Here is a 22,549-nt window from a genome sequence, read left to right on the forward strand (position 1 = left end):
ACTAAACCGAGGGCGTGTGCTCTTTTTCGTAGTGCTCGTAGGCGGCGACTATCCGCTGCACCAAAGGATGCCGGACCACGTCGCGCACGCCGAAAAAGGTAAAACTGATACCCTCTACATCCTTCAGCACTTTCAACACATGCTTCAAGCCGGACATTTTTTCGTTGGGTAAATCGATTTGCGTGACATCGCCGGTAATGACGGCGGTGGAGCCGAAACCGATCCGGGTCAGAAACATCTTGATCTGTTCGACTGTGGTATTTTGCGCTTCATCCAGAATGATGAAGGAATCGTTCAAGGTTCGGCCGCGCATAAAGGCCAAGGGCGCAACTTCGATGACATTTTTTTCCAGTAATTTCTCGACGCGTTCGAAGCCCAACATATCGTAAAGCGCATCGTACAAGGGCCGTAAATAGGGATCGACCTTCTGCGCCATGTCGCCCGGCAGAAAACCCAATTTTTCGCCCGCTTCGACTGCCGGCCGCACCAGGATAATCCGCCGTACCGTCTCGTTTTGCAGCGCGTCAACCGCACACGCCACCGCCAGATAGGTTTTACCGGTACCAGCGGGACCGACGCCAAAATTAATGTCGTGCGAAATGATCTTGCGCAAATAGTCCTGCTGATTAAAACCGCGTCCCTTGATCACTCCGCGCTTGGTTTTAATCGCCACCGGCTCCAATTTCACGTTCGGAGCAGCCTGTAGTAACTGGTCGATACTGGCATCCTGCAAACTCAAATGCACTTGCTCGGGAGTAATTTCCTCCCATTCGGTCAGTTCAAACAATTTCTGAATCACCGCGCAAGCTGCCGTGACGGCTGCATCGACACCCGTCACCTTAAAATGATTGCTGCGATTGGCGATCTCTACCTGCAAGCGTTGCTCGATTTGGCGGATATGCGCATCCAATTGTCCGCAAAAATTGGACAACCGCTGCGCATCAGCGGGTAACAGGGTAATTTCTTGCGAAAAATGGTTGGCGTTCAACACTAGGCGGTCTGCTGGATTTTTTCGATGGACGATTCCACCAGACGGCCGCGTAACGAATTGGGCAAGGCTTCGGCAATGTAGACATCGACGAACTGCCCTATCAAGCGCGGGTGCCCGGCAAAATTTACGGCGCGGTTATTTTCGGTGCGACCAGTGAGATGCAGCGGATTTTTCTTGGAAATGCCTTCTACCAGTACGCTTTGCACGCTACCGATCATCGCTTCGGAAATTGCCATGAACATCTCGTTAAGCCGGTCTTTTAGGCGCTTCAGGCGCTGTTCCTTAACCGCCATACTGACATCGTCGGCAAAATTAGCCGCCGGGGTACCCGGCCGAGCACTGAAAATAAAGCTGTAGGACAGGTCATAGCCGACTTCCTCGATCAACGCCATGGTATCTTCGAAATCTTGTTCGGTTTCGCCGGGAAAGCCGACGATGAAATCCGACGACAAACTAATGCCCGGCCGCACCGCTTTCATCTTGCGCATGATTTCCAGATAATCTTCGCGCCTATGGCCGCGCTTCATCTCGGCCAAAATCCGATTACTGCCGCTTTGCACCGGCAAATGCAAATGATTGACCAACTGCGGAATTTCGGCAAACGCTTCGATAATATCGTCAGTGAATTCCAAAGGATGCGATGTGGTGAAACGTATACGGTCTATACCATCGACGGCAGCGACGCAATGCAACAGCAGCGCAAAACTAGCTAGATCGCCGTCTTCCATCGCACCGCGATATGCATTAACGTTTTGGCCGAGCAGGTTGATCTCGCGCACACCTTGTCTGGCCAGCGTTTCGATTTCGGCAATCACATCGTTCAGCGGCCGGCTGACTTCTTCACCGCGGGTGTATGGCACTACGCAATAGGTGCAATATTTACTGCACCCTTCCATTACCGACACATAGGCCTTAGGACCTTCCGCACGCGGTTCCGGTAAATTATCGAATTTTTCGATTTCCGGAAAAGAAATGTCTACGACATGCTTACCGCCGCTCCGCGCTTGATTTAACAATTCAGGCAAGCGGTGCAGGGTTTGCGGGCCAAACACGATGTCTACATACGGTGCGCGTTTTTGCAGCGCGGCACCTTCCTGGCTGGCCACGCAGCCACCGACGCCGATAATCACACCGGGGCGTTTGTCTTTGATTTTTTTCCAGCGCCCGACCGCAGAAAACACCTTTTCCTGGGCTTTTTCACGGATCGAACAAGTGTTAAGCAGCAGCACATCGGCGAGTTCCGGAGTATCGGTCAATTCCATGCCATGCGATGCCATCAATACGTCCCGCATTTTATCGGAATCGTATTCGTTCATTTGACAGCCGTTAGTCTGTATGTAAAGTTTTTGCGCCATGCTTGATGAGATACCTCAACTACTCTCACTAACAAAAAACCCCCATCTCGCGACGGGGGCTCGTAATGATCGGATTATAAACCCAATTTTCGGCAAATGCTTGTTTTATACGGCAATCCCCACTTGTAGGGCCTCGAACCAATCCAGAAAACGCTTCACATCATCGCCTTTAAACATCCGACCATGTTGCGGGGCCAGTATGTCGATATCCAACTTCCTGACCCGATCAATCCAAGCGCGCTTAGCTTGGTTAGAGGGCATCCAACGCTGATGAAAGAAACGCATCTTCTCAACGTGCATATCGAAGTTGTCCACAAATACCGGCGTACCCGGCGCTTCCAAGGCTGCACCGACATCGCCGGACATCAGGATTTTGGCGTGTGGATCGTAAATATGGAAATTAGCAGAGGCATGCAGGTAGTGCGCAGGGATGATCTGCAACTCGGTAGTACCGAGATTGATGACCCCGCCATGATCGGGAATCGGCACATATTCGATAGTTTCGCAGCCGAAATGCCTTAAAAAACCTTCCCATAACGCTGCCGCATGCAGTTTGGCGTGAGGCAGCGCTTGATCCCATAAACCTAAAGACGAAATGATGTCCGGATCTTGATGCGATGCGAACAAATCGGTAATTTCCTCTACCGGCGCATGGTGTAAAACCGCCGCCAGCATGGGTGCAAACAGTTCTATGCCGCCGGGATCGATCAATAAGCAGCGATTGGCCGTCCTCACCATATACTGGTTGGTATCGATAATTTTTTCGGGCTTATGTACGTCGCGGCCAAACATTATCCATTGGTAGGCGCCCTCATAAATTTTGGTCATTCTCATGCTAACTGTACCTCTTGGCCAGACTGGGTTTGGTGGGTGCGCTATTCGGCGACGTTTATAATCGTCAATGCACTCCGGCATTTATGTACTTTATCGTTGATTATTTGCGCGGCATTATCGACGCTCTCGGCGACCGCTTGCAGACTTTGCAGATACTCTCCCGCTTGCGAAGCCTCGATGCGGGAGTTGGCAGCAATCACCCGGGCTGCCCTGGCCGGATGCATCACATCAGCCAACTTAATCAATAATTCCGAAACCTGAATAATAAACTCTCGATGACAAATCTGAGTTCTTAGCCTGACTTCCTGCAACGGGGTGACCAAGGAATCGGCATATCTGGCGCCAACGGCCAACTGTCCAACTTTCTCGAAGCGTCTGCACGCTTCGGTCATACGTTGTTCATTGACTGTCAGGCGATAAAGGTGGAAAGCGTATTCGTTGATGTTATTGACCAATTCGATCGTATCCTTGGCCAATTCGTTAATGAAGTCGGTGATGGGTTGGAAACCCTTGGCCTTTTCCCCGGCTCGAAAGGCAATGGCTTTGGCATTGGCTGCCGCTAGGGAAATTTCCTTGGCCACTTCCATCACCGCGCTCAATTCGGCGGCTATGGAAGCCACGGCGACAAATTGGGACTTGGTTTGTTTGACTTGCATACTCAAAGACCCTCAGATCGACGATAAATTTATTTATAGCTTAGCCGACAAATAAATACCCGTGCTATTTGAGTTTCTAATAAATGCGCGTCAACCCCGGTTATTTAGGTCGATAATGCGTCGGATCGGCCACGCCCAGATTTTGAAAACCGGCCGCGCGCAATCTGCAGGCATCGCACACGCCACAGGCTCTACCTTTCATATCAGCAGAGTAACAAGATACGGTATCCGCGTAATCGACGCCCAGCTCCAAACCTTTTCGAATAATCTCAGCTTTGCTCAGAGCTATCAGCGGTGTGTGAATTTGAATTTTATGGCCTTCCACTCCCGCTTTGGTGCCCAGGTTGGCCATATCTTGAAAAGCTTTGATAAATTCCGGCCGACAATCGGGGTAACCGGAATAATCGACGGCGTTCACGCCGATGAACACATCGTGAGCGTTCACTACTTCCGCCCAACCCAGGGCAAAGGCCAGAAATATAGTATTTCTGGCCGGCACATAAGTCACCGGAATGCCGGCTTGCGGCGAAGTCGGCACATCGATCCTGGCATCGGTCAACGCAGAACCGCCTATTGCGCTCAACCCGAGGTTGATGATCTTATGATCAGCGACCTGGTAATGCTTAGCGATTCGCCGCGAAGCTTCCAATTCGGCATTGTGGCGCTGGCCGTAATCGAAACTCAAGGCGTAGCAAGTAAAGCCTTGTTGTTTGGCAAGTGCCAACACCGTAATGGAATCCAGGCCACCGGACAATAAAATGATTGCCGGTCTGGAACTGCTGTTATTTTCCACGCGCGTCGTTCCAAAGAAATTTATGTAATTGAATTTGAAACCGAACCTGCAGTTGGTCGGCCAAAATACGCTCGGCCAGCTCGGTCGGCGACATCACATCCATCACCGGCGAGAACAGTACTTGGCAATGTTCCGCTAAGCGATAGAGCTCAAGTTGCTGTTTGGCCCATTGGAAATCGGCGGCATCGGCAATCACGAATTTGACTTGGTCGTGCGCCGTTAAATACTGGATATTGTCATATCGATTGCGCTCAAGTTCACCTGAGCTCGGCGTTTTCAAATCCATGACTTTACTGACCCGGCTGTCAACCATCGACACATCCAAGGCACCGCTGGTTTCCAGCGAAACCTGGTAACCGGCATCCAACAAGCGAAGCATCAAAGGATTACAGGCAGGTTGAGCTAAAGGTTCGCCACCGGTTACCGTCACATAGCGGGTGTTGTAGCGGCCAACCTGCTGAAGAATATCGTCGAGGCTAAGTTTATCGCCGCCGCTGAAAGCATAGGCAGTATCGCAATAGGTGCAGCGCAAGGGGCAGCCGGTCAAGCGAATAAAGACGGTGGGCAACCCCACCGTATTCGCCTCACCCTGTAGGGAATAGAATACTTCGGTAATACGTAGCGTTTGCTCCATCCTAACGCCAATTTATTGCGGCATTTGCGCCAGCTTTTTTTCCGCTAAATGCGCAGCAGTGGTGCCTGGATAGCTGGTAGTCACCCGCGTTAGATAATCGCGAGCTTTTGCGGTGTTTTGCAGATCGAATTCGATATAGCCCAGTTTCAACAAGGCATCCGGCACTTTAGAGCTGTTGGGGTATTGACTGACCACTTTATTGAATGCGGCGCGCGCCGCGTCGAATTCCCGGTTGATCTTATGCGCTTCCGCCAACCAATACTGAGAATTGTCGGCAAACTCGCCGGCCGGAAAATCTTTCAGCAAATCCTGAAACATTTTTATGGCTTGGGCATTGTGGCCATTGCGCAAAGTGTCATAAGCTGACTGATACCGTTCCTTTTCATTGCCTTGTGCGGACGTCGCAGCCGGCTTATTGTCCACTACGGGCGCAGCAGGAGCTGGCGTCGTCGTGACGACTGGTACCGGAGTTGGTGCAACCGGGGCCGCTGGTGCTGAAGGTTGAGCAGCAGTAACCGCCGCTTGTCCAGTCGCAGCCGTATCGGCAGGAGCTGACGTGGGCGATTGACTCGACGGCGCTTGTCCACCCGCAGTAAGCGCCTGCATCCGATCATCAAGATCGGAGTACATATTGCTTTGTTTTCTTTGCAAGTCGGCGATGGTCTGAGATTGCTCCTCGACCATGCCGCGCAATTGTTGCACTTCCGACTGTAACTGCTCCAATCTGCCCAATACCTCAAAAATAGCATTGTCAGTAGCGGCCGGCTGCGCATAAGCATTCGCAGCCGGATAACCGGCACCATTAGGCGCAGCACCGGCTTCGGCACATAAGCCAAAGCCGAGACTCAGGATCAGAAGCGCACGCTTACTCATTGATAGCCAACTTCCACGCGGCGATTTTGCTGCCAAGCTGATTCATCATGACCGGACACGACAGGTTTTTCTTCGCCGTAACTAACTACTTCCAATTGGCTCGCGGTGACGCCTTGCGAACGCATCATTCTTTCTACTGATTTGGAACGTTGCTCGCCCAGCGCGATGTTGTACTCGCTGGAACCACGCTCGTCGGCATGGCCGGACAGGATAACGTGTTGATTTGGATGTGAAGCCAAATAACGCGCATGCGCGGCCACGACAGGCACGTATTCTTGCTTGACTTGGCTGCTATCGATTTCGAAGTAAATAACTTGTTTGGACAATGGGTTGTTAGGATCACTAAATTCCGGCCCAAGATTTGAACCGGAACCGAAGCTGCTGCCATTACCTGAGCCGAATTGGCTACCGGACATAGATCCATCGGCGAGACCGCTGGTTGAAGCATCAGTACCTTGGGTAGAATCCGCCAAACCTTCTTCTTCGGTTGAGCTACAACCGGTCGTTACCAAAATCGCAGTCATGGCTAAAGCCAAATAGGTTTTGTTAAATCTCATCAATTTTCTCCAATATATAAATTAAAACTCAGGTAGCGATAGTTTGAGGGCTATCGCAATTGCAATCAAGGTGCCCAGGCCGGTTCACGGACCTCGCCACTCTCGAATGCCAATTTTTGTTGCATCGCGCCATCGGTAGACACCACTGATAAGGCCGACCGACCGCCGCGATTCGCGGCAAATAAAACCATACTGCCATTCGGCGCAAAGCTGGGAGATTCGTCAAGATTACCCTCGGTCAGTACGTTCACCGTGCGAGAGGCCATATCCATTACTGCAATTTTGTAGCCTCCACCACTGCTAGTAACCATCGCCAAGCTTCTACCATCGGCAGAAAAACGCCCTCTAGCGTTGTAGTCGCCTTGGAATGTCACGCGACTAGCTTTGCCTCCGGAAGCAGGCATCAGGTAAAGCTGAGGTTTGCCGCCTTGATCGGAGGTAAATAAGATTGAACTGCCGTCAGGCGACCAAGTCGGCTCGGTATCGATGGACAAACCGCTGGTCAAGCGCGTCAAAGAGCGACTACCCAAATTCAACACGTAAACATCCGGGCTGCCGTCTTTTGAAAGCGTAACTGCCAGACGACTCCCATCGGGTGAGAAAGCCGGCGCCCCGTTGATACCGGGATATGAAGAAACGCTTTCCCGTTGTCCGGTTGCCAAGGTTTGCACCCAAATTTCCGAACGCTTGGTATGGAAAGATACGTAGGCTATTTTACTGCCATCCGGCGACCAAGCCGGCGCCATGATAGGCTCTGGCGATTCGGCAATCGTCCTAGGGTTATAACCATCCGCATCGGCTACTTGCAGCATAAACTGCTTGCCGTTGCCGCGGCGAACGCTGGTCACATAAGCAATCCGGGTGTTAAACGCACCTTTGCGGCCGGTCAGTTTTTCATAAATCAGATCGCTAATGTGGTGCGCGGCGCGGCGTAATTCGTTGGCGCCGGCAGTCAACCGGTAACCCATTAACAACTGGCCGTTATGGACGTTAAACAAATGGAACTGGATGTTGTAGCTGCCACCATTGCCGACTACTTGACCTATCGCCATATAGTCTTGGCCCAGCACCTGCCAATCCTTAAAGTTGACCCGCTCCGGCTCGCTCGGCTTGGTTAACATATCGTCTTCAGGTAAAGCCTTGAAAAAACCGCTACCACCCAAATCGGAACTAATCACATCGGACAATTTGACATTGCCGATAGAGCCTTGCTGAGCGAAGGGTACAATGGCGATCGGCACCGCAGTTTGCGAACCCTTGGTAATTTCTATGGTTAAACCGGCCGCCTGCGCCACTGTGAACATCCCAGCCAAAATGCCGCCGACTAAAATTCTTGTGATTAACATCATTCTCTCGTTTCCGTTTACTGATTATTCCGGTTTAAACACGAAGGTGAAAACTCTAAATTCCTGATTAAATAAATTTCTATCTTGCGGTACCGGCAAAGGCGAAGCTTTTCTTACTGCATTCTCCGCCGAACGGTCAAAAATCGGATCGCCGCTGCTACCAATCACCACTGCGTCCATCACATCACCGCTAGCCAACAATTTTACCTGAATTGTGCATCTCAAGCCTTGCGTTGCGTTGATCGGCCGCGTCCAAGCCCCCTCGACTTTGCGGGCTATCATTTGCTTCGCGGAATCTACAGCTTGCTTATCCGAAGCCGCTTTTGCCGCTGCAGCAGCGGCAGCTTCCGCAGCCTGGCGTTCTTTTTCCGCTTTTTCAGCCGCGGCTATCGCCGCTTGGCGCTCTTGTTCTGCCTTGGCTTTAGCAGCCGCTTCCGCCGCGAGCCGTTCTTTTTCGGCTTTCTCGGCCTTTTCCGCAGCCAGCTTGGCCTGACGTTCTTTCTCCGCCTTGGCTTTAGCTTCGGCTTCGGCCGCCATGCGTTCTTTTTCGGCTTTTTCTGCCGCTATTTTGGCTTGGCGCTCTTTCTCCGCTTTTTCGGCGGCGAGTTGTTTATCTTTTTCCGCCTTGGCTCTTGCCTCGGCTTCCGCCGCTTGTTTGGCTTTTTCAGCGTTAAGCGCGGCCTGTTTTTCTTTCTCGGCTTTAGCTTTTTCGTCAGCTAATTGCCTTTCCTTTTCCGCTTTTGCCTTGGCTTCCGCTTGTCTTGCTTGTTCCTGGCGCTTGGCTTCCTCGCTCTTTTGCTCCTGAAGCTTTTTTTGCTGTTCCAGGGCTTTTTGTTCCTGTAACTTCTTTTCCTGTTCCAGCTTTTTGATTTCGGCTTCCTGCTGTTGTTTCTCTCGCGCCGCTTCCGCCAGTTTTTGTTCCTTCAACTTGGCTTCGCGCTCCACTTCCTGTTGTTTTTGCTTTTCCAGTTGCTTTTGTTTCTCGGCTTCCTTTTGCTTTTCCGTCAATTCCTTCTGCTTTTCCAGTTCGGCTTGTTTCTGTTTTTCCGCGACTTCCTTTTGTTTGTCCAGTTCGGCTTGCTTCTGCTTTTCCGCGACTTCCTTGGCTTTTTTCTGTTCCAGAGCTTGCCGTTCCTTGGCTTCCTCTAACTTTTTTTCCTCTTCCTTACGCTTGGCGACCAGTTGTTCCTGCAGTTTCTTCTCTTCTAGCGCTTCTTGCTTACGCTTTTCGGCGGCTTCCTGAATTTTCTGTTCTTCAAGCACGCGTTGCTTTTTAGCTTGCTGCAACAACTGCTCTTCGGTTTTTCTGGCGTTTTCCAGTTGCTCTTGATGCTGCTTTTCCGCTTGTTGCTTGTTTGCTTCATTCTGCTTTAAGCGTTCGGCTTCCGCATCGATTTCCGCGCCATCCAATACAGTCGCTTCAATAATATCCGCAGGCGGCGCCATTTGCGCATCGTCAGTCTCTGTTAGAAAACTAAAACTGAACAACAATACAATCAGAATATGTAGCGCTACCGCCTGCGCAAGCGAGGGTTTAAAACTTTTCATGGTTGTGTTTATTTGCTGTCTGGCGGCGGTGCGGTCATCAAACCCACTTTGGGGGCGCCGGTTTTCTTCAGTTCCACCATCACCTTGACAATACTGCCGTAATCCACTTCATGATCGCCGCGCACATATAGCTGGGCTTTGGGATTATTTCTGAATACCGCAGCGACTCTGGTTTTAACGGTATCGACATCGACCGGTGTCTCGGCTTCCTCATCACCATTGCCAATATCGACATACAAACTACCGTCTTTCTTGATCGAAACAATCACCGGCACCTGATCCTGTAAATCAACCGAATCAGCCTCGGCTTGGGGTAATTCGACCTCGACACCGGTTTGCACCAGCGGGGCGGTAATCATGAAAATCATCAACAGCACAAAGGTAACGTCGATATAAGGAACGACGTTAATTTCGGCCATTACCCCGCGCTTTTTGCGCGATCTGCGATTGCTGCCACCGACATTCATTTGCTGTGCGCCTGTCTTTGCAGTAACACCACGAACTCGTCGACGAATAATTCGTAACGACCGGCCAAACGATCCAAACGCGTGGAGAAGCGGTTATAGGCAATAACCGCCGGAATCGCCGCAAACAAACCAATCGCGGTGGCGATCAAGGCTTCGGAAATACCAGGAGCGACATTTGCCAACGTCGCATTTTTGATTTCGCCTAAGGCGCGGAACGAATTCATGATCCCCCAGACGGTGCCAAACAGGCCTATATAAGGACTGGTCGAACCTACTGTCGCCAAAAACGGTAAAGTTTCGTCCAGTCGATCCAACTCGCGGGATAACTCGATACGCATCGCCCGCTGCGCGCTTTCGACCTGGACCGACGGTTCGACATCGCCCTTTTGACGCATACGCGCGAATTCGCGGTAACCGGCCAAGAAGATTTTTTCGATACCTTCCGGCTCGAACCGGTCGCTGGACATTTTTTTATACAACTCGGCCAGACCGACGCCGGACCAGAACTCCTCCTCAAAGTCGTCGGTGATGGCGATGGCTTGCTTCAATTCTTTACGCTTGGAAAAGATGAAGGTCCAGGAAGCAACCGATGCCGACAACAGAATGAACATAACAAACTGCACGACGATGCTGGCTTCTTTGACCAGCGTCAGGATGGATAAATCGGTATTCATTAGTTTAAATGTTCCAAAATAGCAGAGGGAATCAGTTTGGGCTTCATGCTTTGCGCATCAAGACAGGCAATTCGAATTTCAGCAGTGCACAACAGGTCTTGTTGCCGAGTAATCGATTGCTCAAAGGTAAAATTCGTTTTTTTGTGTTCAATAACTTTTGCATTCACATCCAACAGGTCGTTGAAGCGCGCCGGCTTCAAATAATCGACTTTTACCGAACGCACGACAAAAATCAGGTTTTGCTCAATAATCAGTCTGTCCTGTTCGAAACCGACACTACGCAGCATTTCGGTTCTAGCGCGTTCAAAAAACTTCAAATAGTTAGCGTAGAACACTACACCGCCCGCATCGGTGTCTTCGTAATATACCCTCACAGGCCAAGTAAATTCTTTCATTCGTCTCTTAACGAATTATTAATTGGCGAAGATATCATCGGTGCCTAGTTGCTGCTTGGGCACTGGCAGGCCAAAGTGGCTGTATGCCTTATGCGTGACCACCCGTCCTCTGGGGGTGCGCATGATAAAGCCTTGTTGCAACAAATAAGGTTCCAGCACATCTTCCACGGTACCGCGCTCCTCGCTGATCACAGCGGCCAGCGTATCCAGCCCAACCGGACCGCCTTGAAAATGTTCTATCATGGCTGTCAATAACTTCCTGTCCAGCATATCGAAGCCTTGCTGGTCTATTTTCAGCATATCCAAGGCTTGCTTGGCGATCTCACGACTAACCGTGCCGTTGCCTTTAACTTCGGCAAAGTCGCGCACGCGGCGTAATAGCCGGTTAGCAATCCTCGGCGTGCCGCGCGAGCGACACGCAATCTCGTCCGCACCACCGCTGTCCATCCCAATATTCAGCAGCTTCGCTGAACGACTGACAATACTGGCCAGTTCCTCGACGGTGTAAAATTCAAGACGTTGAACGATACCGAAACGGTCGCGTAAAGGCGATGTCAACAAACCGGCTCGGGTCGTAGCGCCTATCAGCGTAAAGGGTGGCAAATCCAGCTTAATCGAGCGGGCTGCCGGACCTTCGCCTATTATAATATCAATTTGGTAGTCTTCCATAGCTGGATACAGCACCTCTTCCACCGCCGGACTGAGCCTATGGATTTCGTCGATGAACAGCACATCGTGTGCTTGCAGATTGGTCAGCAAAGCCGCCAAGTCCCCGGCTTTATCCAGCACGGGGCCTGAGGTTTGCCGAATGTTGACATTCATTTCCATGGCGACGATGTTAGCCAAGGTGGTTTTCCCCAAGCCGGGCGGACCGAAGATCAATACATGGTCTAATGCTTCCGAGCGCGTTACCGCCGCCTGGATAAAGATTTCCATTTGCTCACGGAGCTCTTTTTGGCCGACGTAGTCTTTCAGGCGTTTGGGACGAATAGCTCGATCCACTCGCTCTTCGTCATTATTGCCCTGCGCAGTCACCAATCGGTCGCTTTCGATCATTTAACCGCACCGCGTAGCGCCAGACGAATAATGTCCTCGCAGCTTTTATCTTCGGTAGAAATCGATTGTACCATTCGCGCCGCATCCGGCGGCTTATACCCTAAGGCACATAGCGCGCTAATGGCTTCTTGCTTGGGACTGTCTGCAGAACCAGGAAGCGAACTTGGCCGATCATTAGATGCCGATAGCTTGTTCAATTCCGGCAAACGACCGCGCATTTCTATTATCAAGCGCTCGGCGGTTTTTTGGCCGACACCCGGCAAGCGCACCAAACCTTTTACATCGTTATCATGCACGCAACGATAAAACTCTTCGGTGCTTTGCCCTGAAAGTATCGTCAATGCCAGCTTCGGACCAACGCCATTGACCTTGATCAGGGTCCTGAACAGCATGCGCTCGCTTTCCGTGGCAAAACCGAACAAAATGTGCGCATCTTCTCGCACCACTAGATGCGTATGCAGTTTAACTTCTTCACCCAATGCCGGCAGGTCGTAAAAGGTGTTCATCGGCGCTTCCACTTCATAGCCAACACCGTGTACATCCAGCAACAATTGTGGCGGCGCTTTGTGAATCAATTTACCGCGCAAAAAACCGATCACGAACTCGCCTTCTGCAAACGCATTGCGGTCTCCCGATAATGACTATGACACAGGCCGATAGCCAACGCATCGCTGGCGTCGATCTGCATATCGCCTTGAATACTCAACAAAATCTTCACCATATGTTGAACTTGCAGCTTATCGGCATTACCTTTGCCAACCAAGGCCTGTTTCACCTGCCGCGCGGCGTATTCGAACACCGGCAAATCGCGGTTCAAGGTGGCGCAAATAGCCGCGCCACGCGCCTGACCCAGCTTCAGAGCCGAATCGGCATTCTTGTGCATAAACACTTGTTCTATGGCCATCTGCTCGGGACGGTACAACTCGATCACCTGGCTAACGCCATCGAAAATCTGCTTCAAGCGCTCGGGAAATTCATCGGATTTAATACGAATGCAGCCGCTTGCTACGTAGCGAATACCGCGCGGCGTTGACTCCACCACACCGTATCCGGTGATGCGCGAGCCGGGATCTATACCTAAAATTCTGGTCAACAGTGTATTGGTGCAGGTAATTGAATAGCGTGGTTAAGCATCGAGCGCCGTCATGATGTCGTCGCTGATGTCGGCATTAGAGTAAACATCCTGCACATCGTCCAGATCTTCCAAACGGTCGATCAGTTTCAGCATTTTTTCGGCGGCATCGGCATCCAATTCGGTTTTGACGTCGGCATGCATCGTCACTTCGGCATTTTCCGGCTCGAAGCCGGCAGCAACCATGGCTTCCTTGACCGTCATATAGTCTTCCGGCGTGGTAAAGACATCGATAGAACCATCATCATTGGTAACCACATCCTCGGCGCCCGCTTCCATAGCCGCTTCCATCAGCGCATCTTCATCGACTTCATTTGAGTAACTGATGATACCCACTTTACGAAACATATAAGCCACCGAACCATCAGTACCTAAATTGCCGCCGGCCTTGGAAAACGCATGCCTAACATCCGCAACGGTACGATTGCGATTATCGGTCAAGCAATTGACCATCACCGCCGTACCTCCTGGGCCGTAACCTTCGTAACGTACTTCTTCGTAGACCACGCCATCAACCGCGCCTATGGCTTTTTTTATGGTGTTATCGATGGTATCGCGCTTCATATTGGCACCGAGCGCCTTATCGATAGCGGTGCGCAAACTTGGATTATTGGCAGGATCACCACCACCCGATCCTTTCGCAGCCACGGTAATCTCGCGAATCATTTTGGTAAAAATCTTGCCGCGTTTTGCGTCCTGCGCGCCTTTACGATGCTTGATGTTAGCCCACTTACTATGCCCTGCCATTCTATCTCTCTGAATCTTCTAAAAATTTGGGAATTTTACCATCGTCCCGCCAGCTTATCGACCCTTGCTTATAGTACTAGTGGCAATATCGCCGCTAAAGAAGCATCCAAGACGTAACTATCAGCTTGCTCTTCCACCAACGGCCTGCGGACTACGCCGCCGAAACCGATCATATAGGCGCCGGCCAATTTAGCTTCCAAATCGGTCTTACCATCGCCTATCATTACTAAAGATGAATGATGCATCCTCAGCCGCCGGCAAATCCTGGCTTTGCCGCCACTGACAGCCAAGGGCGAATGTCGAGCAAAGCCCTGATAATTACCGTCTTCATCAAACAACACATCCACCGCATGCACATGTTCTTCCGGTATCCCCAACTGCTTCGCCAAAGGTAGTATCGCCTGACGCAAACCACCGCTAATGATGTGAATTAACTTGTTATTTGCCTGTAAGGTCTCAATCGTTTCACTGACGCCCTCTACCATTTCGGCAATATACAAGTCGGCCAACCAATCTATCGCCGCTTTGTCCGGCTTGATCAAATCCAGTCGGTTAGCGTAAACGTCCTCAAGAGGCAATTCACCGTTCATGGCGGCATCAGTCAATGCCGCAACCTGCTCGAATAAACCGTTACGGCGCGCCAATTCATCGATGCCTTCGACTCGGCTTAGCGTACTATCGCAATCGAAACAAATGACGTCATAACTCATAAAGCAATTTGCCTCGCCGTATGTACCGCCGGCACTTTGCAGACCGATTTCAACACGTGCTCGTTTAATGGATCCGAAACACTAATGACCATCATCGCCAGTTGATGCTCGTCAGCTATGCTGACCTGCATACGGGTGATATTGATATTGGCGATACCTAAAATAGAACTAATCGCGGCGATCACGCCCGGCTTATCATCGTGGCGAGTGATCAGTAGCGCGCCTTCCGGCACCACTTCGATTTCGAAATGATTGATGCTGACCAAGCGAGGGTGTTGATTGCCCAGCAAAGTGCCCGCCAAGGACACCGACTTATCGGCGCAATGTCCGGTGATTTTGATCAAGGATTGATAGCCTTCCGATTCCTCTGTCTGCGACTCAATTAGCGTTATGCCCTGGCGCTTGGCAATGTTCTCAACATTTACGCGGTTAACCGGCGTGGAAAGTTGCCCACCCAGCAAGCCGACCATCGCCTCTGCAGAAATCGGCCGAATTTTTACCTCAGCAGCCTTTCCATATACAGCAACTTCCAATTTTTGAATCGGTTGATCGATCAACCCCACTAAAACCTTGCCGAGAATATTGGCTAGATTCATAAATGGTTGAGCCTTGGAAAGCTCTTCTGCCGACAACCTAGGGAGGTTTAAAGCATTCACAGCTTCGCCAGTTTGTAAATATTTAACCGCCTGGCGAGCAATTTCGACACTCACAGCCACTTGCGCTTCTTTGGTCGAAGCACCCAAATGTGGAGTAAATACGACATTATCCAATGTAAGCAGCGGCGAATCCTTGGGAGGCTCCTGCTCATATACATCCAGCGCCGCGCCGGCGATATGCCCTTCTTTCAAGGCATCGAACAATGCCGATTCATCGACCAAGCCGCCCCGCGCGCAATTGATCAAGCGTGCAGATTTTTTCATCATCGCCAATTGCTCACGGCCTATGATATTTTTGGTTTTTTCCAGTAAAGGACAGTGCAGGGTCAAATAGTCAGCTTGCCTAACCAAGGCTTCCAAATCGACCATTTCCGCGCCATGCTTGGTGAAAACATCCGGTGCTACAAACGGGTCATAAGCGATCACCCGCATTCCCAAACCGTTGCCTCGTTGAGCAACTATTCGGCCTATCGTTCCGAAACCCAGCACTGCTAGCGTTTTATGAGTAATTTCGGCGCCCATCAACTTAGAGCGCTCCCATTTACCTTCTCTGACCGATTGATTGGCAACCGGTAGATTGCGACTCAGCGAAAACATATGCGCAATAGCGAGTTCCGCCGTCGTCGTAGCATTGGCATCGGGGGTGTTCATTACGATAACACCTTGCTCTGTCGCGGCATTTAAATCAACATTATCGACACCTATGCCGGCGCGCCCGACTACCTTCAGACGAGTCGCAGCTTTTAAAACTTTAGCCGTCACCTGAGTATCGCTGCGAATCAATAAGGCATCGTACTCGGGAATAATTTCACATAAAGCGTCTTCACTCAGCCCGGTTTGAATGTGTATCTGTATGCCTTCCTGGGCATTCAAAAAATTAATGCCATCTTCCGCAAGCTTGTCTGAAATTAGTATCTTTTTCATCGCCATGACTGGATTATTGGATAAGGCAGGCATTCTAGCAGCTTTGCTATAATCGCCGTAATGCGCGTTCCCGACAAACTACCGAATCTATGCTTATGAAAATAAAAGCGGCGCTTGGCGTCCTATCGGTGATCTGTTTACTTGGCGCAATAGCCTGGTGGCTGACTTACACTAAAAGCTTTGCTCCCAACGCCGTTTTTACAACATTGACAGGTGAACGACTGGCAATTTCCGAGCTAAAAGGCAAGCCCGTATTGATAACATTTTGGGCAACCGACTGCCCTAGCTGTATTGAGGAAATTCCTGATTTGATCGCATTGCATCAGCAAGGCCTAAAAATCATTGCGGTGGCAATGCCATACGACCCTCCTAGCCGCGTGCAAACGTTAGCCAAAGAACAACAGCTTCCCTATCCAGTGGCTCTTGATATAGACGGTAGTCTTGTACACGCTTTTGGCGATGTGCAGTTGACCCCCACGATGTTTTTAATAGATAGGCAAGGCGTGATCGTCATGCACAAAATCGGCGCTTTCGATTTAGCATCTTTAAAAATACTTCTGACACAATTATAAAAAACTCCGCAGCAATTGAACATCAGAAGCCTTGTCTGACAACAGCAAACGACAAATTTGAAGAGTGATTATGTGTCCAGGGATTATTGAAGCGTGATTATTGATAAGGGATTTTAGAGTCAAAAAAAAGCCCTGCTAGTGTTAGCAGGGCTTTTGGGATAGGCGCTTGGCGATGACCTACTTTCACATGGCAACCTGCCACACTATCATCGGCGCTAAGCGGTTTCACTTCCGAGTTCGGGATGGGATCGGGTGGTTCACGCTTGCTATGTTCACCAAGCAAACTGGTTTGGCTGGATGATTTATCCAACCGTCATGCAACAGGTTAGGTTTTCAGCGTCATTGGCTGTGTTCCTTTTGGGCTTTTTCTCGCGCGTTCACTTTTGATAGGTGTTCACGACGGCTTTAGCCTTTGACCTGCTTTCATGGAAATCTGTATTGAGTTTGTTGTTCTCTTGCGTGTTCAGCTACTGTTGTCTTCTGACGCTACCCAAACGCATTGGGTGTTATATGGTCAAGCCTCACGGGCAATTAGTACACGTTAGCTTCACACATTACTGCGCTTCCACACCGTGCCTATCAACGTCGTAGTCTCCGACGGCCCTTCAGGGGACTTAAAGTCCCAGTGAGATCTCATCTTGGGAGGGGCTTCCCGCTTAGATGCTTTCAGCGGTTATCCTGTCCGAACGTGGCTACCCGGCAATGCCATTGGCATGACAACCGGAACACCAGAGGTTCGTCCACTCCGGTCCTCTCGTACTAGGAGCAGCTTCCCTCAAATCTCAAACGCCCACGGCAGATAGGGACCGAACTGTCTCACGACGTTCTGAACCCAGCTCGCGTACCACTTTAAATGGCGAACAGCCATACCCTTGGGACCTGCTTCAGCCCCAGGATGTGATGAGCCGACATCGAGGTGCCAAACACCGCCGTCGATATGAACTCTTGGGCGGTATCAGCCTGTTATCCCCGGCGTACCTTTTATCCGTTGAGCGATGGCCCTTCCATACAGAACCACCGGATCACTAAGACCTACTTTCGTACCTGCTCGACTTGTCCGTCTCGCAGTCAAGCACCCTTATGCCTTTGCACTCATTGCCTGATTTCCGACCAGGCTGAGGGTACCTTCGTGCTCCTCCGTTACTCTTTAGGAGGAGACCGCCCCAGTCAAACTACCCACCAGACACTGTCCCTAACCCGGATAACGGGTCGAGGTTAGAACTCCAAACATACCAGGGTGGTATTTCAAGGTTGGCTCCACGAGAACTGGCGTTCCCGCTTCAAAGCCTCCCACCTATCCTACACAAGTAGGTTCAAAGTCCAGTGTCAAGCTATAGTAAAGGTGCACGGGGTCTTTCCGTCTAGCCGCGGGTACACTGCATCTTCACAGCGATTTCAATTTCACTGAGTCCCAGGTGGAGACAGTGTGGCCATCGTTACGCCATTCGTGCAGGTCGGAACTTACCCGACAAGGAATTTCGCTACCTTAGGACCGTTATAGTTACGGCCGCCGTTTACTGGGGCTTCGATCAAGAGCTTCTCCGAAGATAACCCCATCAATTAACCTTCCAGCACCGGGCAGGCGTCACACCCTATACGTCCACTTTCGTGTTTGCAGAGTGCTATGTTTTTGCTAAACAGTCGCAGCCACCGATTTTTTGCAACCCCCTTCCGCTCCAGTCGCGAGGACCTTCACGTAATGAGGGCATACCTTCTCCCGAAGTTACGGTATCATTTTGCCTAGTTCCTTCACCTGGGTTCTCTCAAGCGCCTTAGAATTTTCATCCCACCCACCTGTGTCGGTTTAGGGTACGGCCACTAGTAACCTGAAGCTTAGAGGTTTTTCCTGGAAGCAGGGCATCTATCACTTCGCTGTTCTTTCGAACCGCTCGTCATCACGTCTCGGCATAGAGCACCCCGGATTTGCCTAAGATGCATGCCTACCTGCTTAAACTGCCACTTCCAACCGACAGCTGATATAGCCTTCTCCGTCACCCCATCGCAGTTACTACTGGTACAGGAATATTAACCTGTTTTCCATCGACTACGCTTTTCAGCCTCGCCTTAGGTGCCGACTAACCCTGCGTCGATTAACGTTGCGCAGGAAACCTTGGGTTTTCGGCGAGGGGGTTTTTCACCCCCTTTATCGTTACTTATGTCAGCATTCGCACTTCCGATACCTCCAGCCCACTTCTCAATGAACCTTCGCAGGCGTACGGAACGCTCCTCTACCACTCACACTTACGTGTAAATCCGTAGCTTCGGTACTATGCTTAGCCCCGGTAAATCTTCCGCGCAGACCGACTCGACCAGTGAGCTATTACGCTTTCTTTAAAGGATGGCTGCTTCTAAGCCAACCTCCTGGCTGTCTGTGCCTTTCCACATCGTTTCCCACTGAGCATAGATTTGGGGACCTTAGCTGACGGTCTGGGCTGTTTCCCTTTTCACGACGGACCTTATCACCCGCCGTGTGTCTCCCGTGCTTGCACTTGCTGGTATTCGGAGTTTGCATCGGGTTGGTAAGTCGGGATGACCCCCTAGCCGAAACAGTGCTCTACCCCCAGCAGTGATACACGAGGCGCTACCTAAATAGCTTTCGAGGAGAACCAGCTATCTCCGAGCTTGATTAGCCTTTCACTCCGATCCACAGCTCATCCCCGTCTTTTTCAACAGACGTGGGTTCGGCCCTCCAGTTAGTATTACCCAACCTTCAGCCTGGCCATGGATAGATCGCCCGGTTTCGGGTCTACACCTTGCGACTAAACGCCCTATTAAGACTCGCTTTCGCTACGCCTCCCCTATTCGGTTAAGCTTGCCACAAAATGTAAGTCGCTGACCCATTATACAAAAGGTACGCAGTCACCCCACGAAGGGGCTCCCACTGCTTGTACGCATACGGTTTCAGGTTCTATTTCACTCCGCTCTCCGCGGTTCTTTTCGCCTTTCCCTCACGGTACTAGTTCACTATCGGTCAGTAAGGAGTATTTAGCCTTGGAGGATGGTCCCCCCATATTCAGTCAAAGTTTCACGTGCTCCGACCTACTCGATTTCACTAAAAAAAGGTTTTCGTGTACGGGGCTATCACCCTGTATCGCCGGACTTTCCAGACCGTTCCACTAACCTTATCCTAGCTTAAGGGCTAGTCCCCGTTCGCTCGCCACTACTTAGGGAATCTCGGTTGATTTCTTTTCCTCCGGGTACTTAGATGTTTCAGTTCTCCGGGTTCGCTTCAGTGAGCTATGTATTCACTCAAAGATGACGTGCTTATGCACGCCGGGTTTCCCCATTCGGACATCTCTGGATCACAGCCGGTTTGCAGGCTCCCCAAAGCTTTTCGCATGCTACAACGTCCTTCATCGCCTCTTACTGCCTAGGCATTCACCGTATGCGCTTATTCACTTGACCATATAACCCGAATACGTCTGTACTTTGGTTATACTGTCAGCTGACATTTTCGCTGATTTTTTCTGCTTGAGAACGACATGCTGTTTGCTTTCCGCCGTTCTCTTTGGAGAATGACTTCATTCAAACCGCAACTCGTTTTAGTTTTGATCATTGCTGATCATTACTATAGTTACAGATTTCCATATTGTTAAAGAGCTATCGGCACGAATACCAATGCTATAAAGTCTTTATCTCTTGATTACGATAAAACCTCATAGCGCTGATGTTCTAACATCGACTATCTACTGGTGACGTACTGGTTTACCCTCAGCGTTCAGCGTGATGGTGGAGCCAGGGAGGATCGAACTCCCGACCTCCTGCGTGCAAGGCAGGCGCTCTCCCAGCTGAGCTATGGCCCCTAAAACAGACTAAAGACCAAGACTCAAGCCGAAACCCAACTATGCACAACCTTACCTATTCTAACCAGGAGTGTTGTCTGATCGTTTTCCGCCTTATTGCTTTCGCCTTTTATGCGTTGGTGGGTCTGGGAGGAGTTGAACCTCCGACCTCACCCTTATCAGGGGTGCGCTCTAACCAACTGAGCTACAGACCCAGGTGCGTCTTTCAATCGAAATAATTTGTTGTGAGTACGTGTAACGGTGTGCCGTCTTTGTAAGGAGGTGATCCAGCCCCAGGTTCCCCTAGGGCTACCTTGTTACGACTTCACCCCAGTCATGAATCACAAAGTGGTAAGCGCCCTCCCGAAGGTTAAACTACCTACTTCTTTTGCAACCCACTCCCATGGTGTGACGGGCGGTGTGTACAAGGCCCGGGAACGTATTCACCGCGGCATTCTGATCCGCGATTACTAGCGATTCCGACTTCACGCAGTCGAGTTGCAGACTGCGATCCGGACTGGGACCGGCTTTTTGGGATTCGCTTACTCTCGCGAGTTCGCAGCCCTCTGTACCGGCCATTGTAGCACGTGTGTAGCCCTACCCATAAGGGCCATGATGACTTGACGTCGTCCCCACCTTCCTCCGGTTTATCACCGGCAGTCTCCCTAGAGTTCCCGGCATGACCCGCTGGCAACTAAGGATAAGGGTTGCGCTCGTTACGGGACTTAACCCAACATTTCACAACACGAGCTGACGACAGCCATGCAGCACCTGTCTCAGAGTTCCCGAAGGCACTCTACTATCTCTAACAGATTCTCTGGATGTCAAGGGTAGGTAAGGTTCTTCGCGTTGCATCGAATTAAACCACATGCTCCACCGCTTGTGCGGGCCCCCGTCAATTCATTTGAGTTTTAGCCTTGCGGCCGTACTCCCCAGGCGGTCAACTTAATACGTTAGCTCCACTACTAAGTTCTTTAAGAACCCAACAGTTAGTTGACATCGTTTACGGCGTGGACTACCAGGGTATCTAATCCTGTTTGCTACCCACGCTTTCGTACCTCAGCGTCAGTTTTAGTCCAGGGAGCCGCCTTCGCCACTGGTGTTCCTTCAGATCTCTACGCATTTCACCGCTACACCTGAAATTCCACTCCCCTCTACTAAACTCTAGTTGCCCAGTATCAAATGCAGTTCCCAGGTTAAGCCCAGGGCTTTCACATCTGACTTAAACAACCGCCTACGCACGCTTTACGCCCAGTAATTCCGATTAACGCTTGCACCCTCCGTATTACCGCGGCTGCTGGCACGGAGTTAGCCGGTGCTTCTTGTATAGGTAATGTCAGTCTACCGGGTATTAACCGGCAGGTATTCCTTCCTATTGAAAGTGCTTTACAACCCTCAGGCCTTCTTCACACACGCGGTATTGCTGGATCAGGCTTTCGCCCATTGTCCAATATTCCCCACTGCTGCCTCCCGTAGGAGTCTGGGCCGTGTCTCAGTCCCAGTGTGGCTGATCATCCTCTCAGACCAGCTATGGATCGTCGCCTTGGTAGGCCTTTACCCTACCAACTAGCTAATCCAACATAGGCTCATCTATTAGCGCCAGGTCCGAAGATCCCCAGCTTTCCCCCGTAGGGCGTATGCGGTATTAGCGTGAGTTTCCCCACGTTGTCCCCCACTAATAGGCAGATTCCTATGCATTACTCACCCGTCCGCCACTCGTCAGCGCCCGAAGGCCTGCTACCGTTCGACTTGCATGTGTTAAGCATACCGCCAGCGTTCAATCTGAGCCATGATCAAACTCTTCAGTTTAATTTTAACTTGTCACTCAATAAGATGAGTGACCAATC

At 50.8% G+C, this 22,549-nt stretch carries 20 protein-coding genes, 2 tRNA genes and 3 rRNA genes; 1 reads left to right on the forward strand and 24 read right to left on the reverse strand.

Translation table 11 applies throughout. The features are described from left to right. Window position 1 precedes the first annotated feature (1 nt). From G006_RS0110675 to serA, 19 genes are all read right to left on the reverse strand, one after another. Window positions 2–991 carry a PhoH family protein gene (locus G006_RS0110675; protein WP_020483177.1) on the reverse strand — a complete coding sequence of 330 codons (990 nt, stop codon included), beginning with the start codon at window positions 989–991 and terminating at the stop codon, window positions 2–4. Then, window positions 991–2,346 carry a tRNA (N6-isopentenyl adenosine(37)-C2)-methylthiotransferase MiaB gene (miaB, locus tag G006_RS25445; RefSeq protein WP_051067680.1) on the reverse strand — a complete coding sequence of 452 codons (1,356 nt, stop codon included), beginning with the start codon at window positions 2,344–2,346 and terminating at the stop codon, window positions 991–993. The genes G006_RS0110675 and miaB overlap by 1 nt, the downstream gene beginning before the upstream one ends. Window positions 2,347–2,451: 105 nt before the next feature. Continuing rightward, on the reverse strand, window positions 2,452–3,180 hold the full coding sequence (locus tag G006_RS0110685; protein ID WP_026146965.1) for an MBL fold metallo-hydrolase: 729 nt from the start codon (window positions 3,178–3,180) through the stop codon (window positions 2,452–2,454). Between the two features lie 41 nt (window positions 3,181–3,221). Further along, window positions 3,222–3,836, reverse strand: coding sequence for a hypothetical protein (locus tag G006_RS0110690; RefSeq protein WP_020483180.1), 615 nt, complete (start codon window positions 3,834–3,836; stop codon window positions 3,222–3,224). 100 nt (window positions 3,837–3,936) lie between these two features. Next, entirely contained in the window at window positions 3,937–4,629 is a 693-nt protein-coding gene (queC, locus tag G006_RS0110695) for a 7-cyano-7-deazaguanine synthase QueC (RefSeq protein WP_020483181.1), read from the reverse strand. Then, window positions 4,619–5,263 (reverse strand): 7-carboxy-7-deazaguanine synthase QueE, encoded by a 645-nt coding sequence (queE, locus tag G006_RS0110700; RefSeq protein WP_020483182.1) that lies wholly within the window; start codon window positions 5,261–5,263, stop codon window positions 4,619–4,621. Before queE ends, queC begins: the two co-directional genes overlap by 11 nt. Window positions 5,264–5,275: 12 nt before the next feature. Further along, window positions 5,276–6,136: a tol-pal system protein YbgF gene (ybgF, locus tag G006_RS0110705; RefSeq protein WP_020483183.1), complete on the reverse strand. Its 861-nt coding sequence runs from the start codon at window positions 6,134–6,136 to the stop codon at window positions 5,276–5,278. Continuing rightward, a complete protein-coding gene (pal, locus tag G006_RS0110710; RefSeq protein ID WP_020483184.1) occupies window positions 6,133–6,693 on the reverse strand; it encodes a peptidoglycan-associated lipoprotein Pal in 561 nt (186 codons plus the stop codon). Before pal ends, ybgF begins: the two co-directional genes overlap by 4 nt. A gap of 65 nt (window positions 6,694–6,758) precedes the next feature. After that, window positions 6,759–8,042 (reverse strand): Tol-Pal system beta propeller repeat protein TolB, encoded by a 1,284-nt coding sequence (gene tolB, locus G006_RS0110715; RefSeq protein ID WP_020483185.1) that lies wholly within the window; start codon window positions 8,040–8,042, stop codon window positions 6,759–6,761. 21 nt (window positions 8,043–8,063) lie between these two features. Then, on the reverse strand, window positions 8,064–9,587 hold the full coding sequence (tolA, locus tag G006_RS0110720) for a cell envelope integrity protein TolA (RefSeq protein ID WP_020483186.1): 1,524 nt from the start codon (window positions 9,585–9,587) through the stop codon (window positions 8,064–8,066). Window positions 9,588–9,595: 8 nt separating this feature from the next. Then, on the reverse strand, window positions 9,596–10,006 hold the full coding sequence (gene tolR / locus G006_RS0110725; protein WP_235048853.1) for a protein TolR: 411 nt from the start codon (window positions 10,004–10,006) through the stop codon (window positions 9,596–9,598). A gap of 44 nt (window positions 10,007–10,050) precedes the next feature. Beyond that, a complete protein-coding gene (tolQ, locus tag G006_RS0110730) occupies window positions 10,051–10,728 on the reverse strand; it encodes a protein TolQ (RefSeq protein WP_020483188.1) in 678 nt (225 codons plus the stop codon). Beyond that, window positions 10,728–11,123: a tol-pal system-associated acyl-CoA thioesterase gene (gene ybgC / locus G006_RS0110735; protein WP_020483189.1), complete on the reverse strand. Its 396-nt coding sequence runs from the start codon at window positions 11,121–11,123 to the stop codon at window positions 10,728–10,730. The genes tolQ and ybgC overlap by 1 nt, the downstream gene beginning before the upstream one ends. 18 nt (window positions 11,124–11,141) lie before the next feature. Then, complete coding sequence (gene ruvB, locus G006_RS0110740; RefSeq protein WP_200860459.1) at window positions 11,142–12,176, reverse strand: Holliday junction branch migration DNA helicase RuvB; 1,035 nt, start codon at window positions 12,174–12,176, stop codon at window positions 11,142–11,144. Continuing rightward, window positions 12,176–12,778, reverse strand: a complete 603-nt coding sequence (gene ruvA / locus G006_RS0110745) for a Holliday junction branch migration protein RuvA (protein ID WP_020483191.1) — start codon at window positions 12,776–12,778, stop codon at window positions 12,176–12,178. Before ruvA ends, ruvB begins: the two co-directional genes overlap by 1 nt. Beyond that, on the reverse strand, window positions 12,775–13,272 hold the full coding sequence (ruvC, locus tag G006_RS0110750) for a crossover junction endodeoxyribonuclease RuvC (protein ID WP_020483192.1): 498 nt from the start codon (window positions 13,270–13,272) through the stop codon (window positions 12,775–12,777). Before ruvC ends, ruvA begins: the two co-directional genes overlap by 4 nt. Before the next feature lie 33 nt (window positions 13,273–13,305). Next, window positions 13,306–14,058 carry a YebC/PmpR family DNA-binding transcriptional regulator gene (locus G006_RS0110755; protein ID WP_020483193.1) on the reverse strand — a complete coding sequence of 251 codons (753 nt, stop codon included), beginning with the start codon at window positions 14,056–14,058 and terminating at the stop codon, window positions 13,306–13,308. Between the two features lie 68 nt (window positions 14,059–14,126). Beyond that, a complete protein-coding gene (locus G006_RS0110760; protein ID WP_020483194.1) occupies window positions 14,127–14,768 on the reverse strand; it encodes an HAD-IB family phosphatase in 642 nt (213 codons plus the stop codon). Continuing rightward, window positions 14,765–16,348, reverse strand: a complete 1,584-nt coding sequence (serA, locus tag G006_RS0110765; protein ID WP_026146966.1) for a phosphoglycerate dehydrogenase — start codon at window positions 16,346–16,348, stop codon at window positions 14,765–14,767. The genes G006_RS0110760 and serA overlap by 4 nt, the downstream gene beginning before the upstream one ends. A 95-nt stretch (window positions 16,349–16,443) precedes the next feature. Between serA and G006_RS0110770 the strand changes: the two genes are divergently transcribed. Next, window positions 16,444–16,920 (forward strand): TlpA family protein disulfide reductase, encoded by a 477-nt coding sequence (locus tag G006_RS0110770; protein WP_033194183.1) that lies wholly within the window; start codon window positions 16,444–16,446, stop codon window positions 16,918–16,920. 164 nt (window positions 16,921–17,084) lie between these two features. Here the strand turns inward: G006_RS0110770 and rrf are convergent. The 5 genes from rrf to G006_RS0110795 all read right to left on the reverse strand — a co-directional run bounded on the left by rrf (window position 17,085) and on the right by G006_RS0110795 (window position 22,511). Next, a 5S ribosomal RNA gene (rrf, locus tag G006_RS0110775) occupies window positions 17,085–17,200 on the reverse strand. A gap of 230 nt (window positions 17,201–17,430) precedes the next feature. Next, a 23S ribosomal RNA gene (locus G006_RS0110780) occupies window positions 17,431–20,325 on the reverse strand. Between the two features lie 322 nt (window positions 20,326–20,647). Next, a tRNA-Ala gene (locus G006_RS0110785) sits at window positions 20,648–20,723 on the reverse strand. Between the two features lie 117 nt (window positions 20,724–20,840). Further along, a tRNA-Ile gene (locus G006_RS0110790) sits at window positions 20,841–20,917 on the reverse strand. A gap of 60 nt (window positions 20,918–20,977) precedes the next feature. Next, a 16S ribosomal RNA gene (locus G006_RS0110795) occupies window positions 20,978–22,511 on the reverse strand. The 16S, 23S and 5S rRNA genes sit together here with 2 tRNA genes alongside, the layout of an rRNA operon. Window positions 22,512–22,549: the final 38 nt, after the last annotated feature.

It is taken from the genome of Methylomonas sp. MK1 (assembly GCF_000365425.1).
Lineage (GTDB): Bacteria > Pseudomonadota > Gammaproteobacteria > Methylococcales > Methylomonadaceae > Methylomonas.

Excerpts from the sequence above, each read along its gene's own strand:
- miaB (WP_051067680.1), bottom strand. The coding sequence starts at position 2,346 with ATGGCGCAAAAACTTTACATACAGACTAACGGCTGTCAAATGAACGAA.
- G006_RS0110685 (WP_026146965.1), bottom strand. The coding sequence starts at position 3,180 with ATGAGAATGACCAAAATTTATGAGGGCGCCTACCAATGGATAATGTTT.
- G006_RS0110690 (WP_020483180.1), bottom strand. The coding sequence starts at position 3,836 with ATGCAAGTCAAACAAACCAAGTCCCAATTTGTCGCCGTGGCTTCCATA.
- queE (WP_020483182.1), bottom strand. The coding sequence starts at position 5,263 with ATGGAGCAAACGCTACGTATTACCGAAGTATTCTATTCCCTACAGGGT.
- ybgF (WP_020483183.1), bottom strand. The coding sequence starts at position 6,136 with ATGAGTAAGCGTGCGCTTCTGATCCTGAGTCTCGGCTTTGGCTTATGT.
- pal (WP_020483184.1), bottom strand. The coding sequence starts at position 6,693 with ATGAGATTTAACAAAACCTATTTGGCTTTAGCCATGACTGCGATTTTG.
- tolB (WP_020483185.1), bottom strand. The coding sequence starts at position 8,042 with ATGATGTTAATCACAAGAATTTTAGTCGGCGGCATTTTGGCTGGGATG.
- tolA (WP_020483186.1), bottom strand. The coding sequence starts at position 9,587 with ATGAAAAGTTTTAAACCCTCGCTTGCGCAGGCGGTAGCGCTACATATT.
- tolR (WP_235048853.1), bottom strand. The coding sequence starts at position 10,006 with ATGGCCGAAATTAACGTCGTTCCTTATATCGACGTTACCTTTGTGCTG.
- tolQ (WP_020483188.1), bottom strand. The coding sequence starts at position 10,728 with ATGAATACCGATTTATCCATCCTGACGCTGGTCAAAGAAGCCAGCATC.
- ybgC (WP_020483189.1), bottom strand. The coding sequence starts at position 11,123 with ATGAAAGAATTTACTTGGCCTGTGAGGGTATATTACGAAGACACCGAT.
- G006_RS0110755 (WP_020483193.1), bottom strand. The coding sequence starts at position 14,058 with ATGGCAGGGCATAGTAAGTGGGCTAACATCAAGCATCGTAAAGGCGCG.
- G006_RS0110760 (WP_020483194.1), bottom strand. The coding sequence starts at position 14,768 with ATGAGTTATGACGTCATTTGTTTCGATTGCGATAGTACGCTAAGCCGA.
- serA (WP_026146966.1), bottom strand. The coding sequence starts at position 16,348 with ATGAAAAAGATACTAATTTCAGACAAGCTTGCGGAAGATGGCATTAAT.
- G006_RS0110770 (WP_033194183.1), top strand. The coding sequence starts at position 16,444 with ATGAAAATAAAAGCGGCGCTTGGCGTCCTATCGGTGATCTGTTTACTT.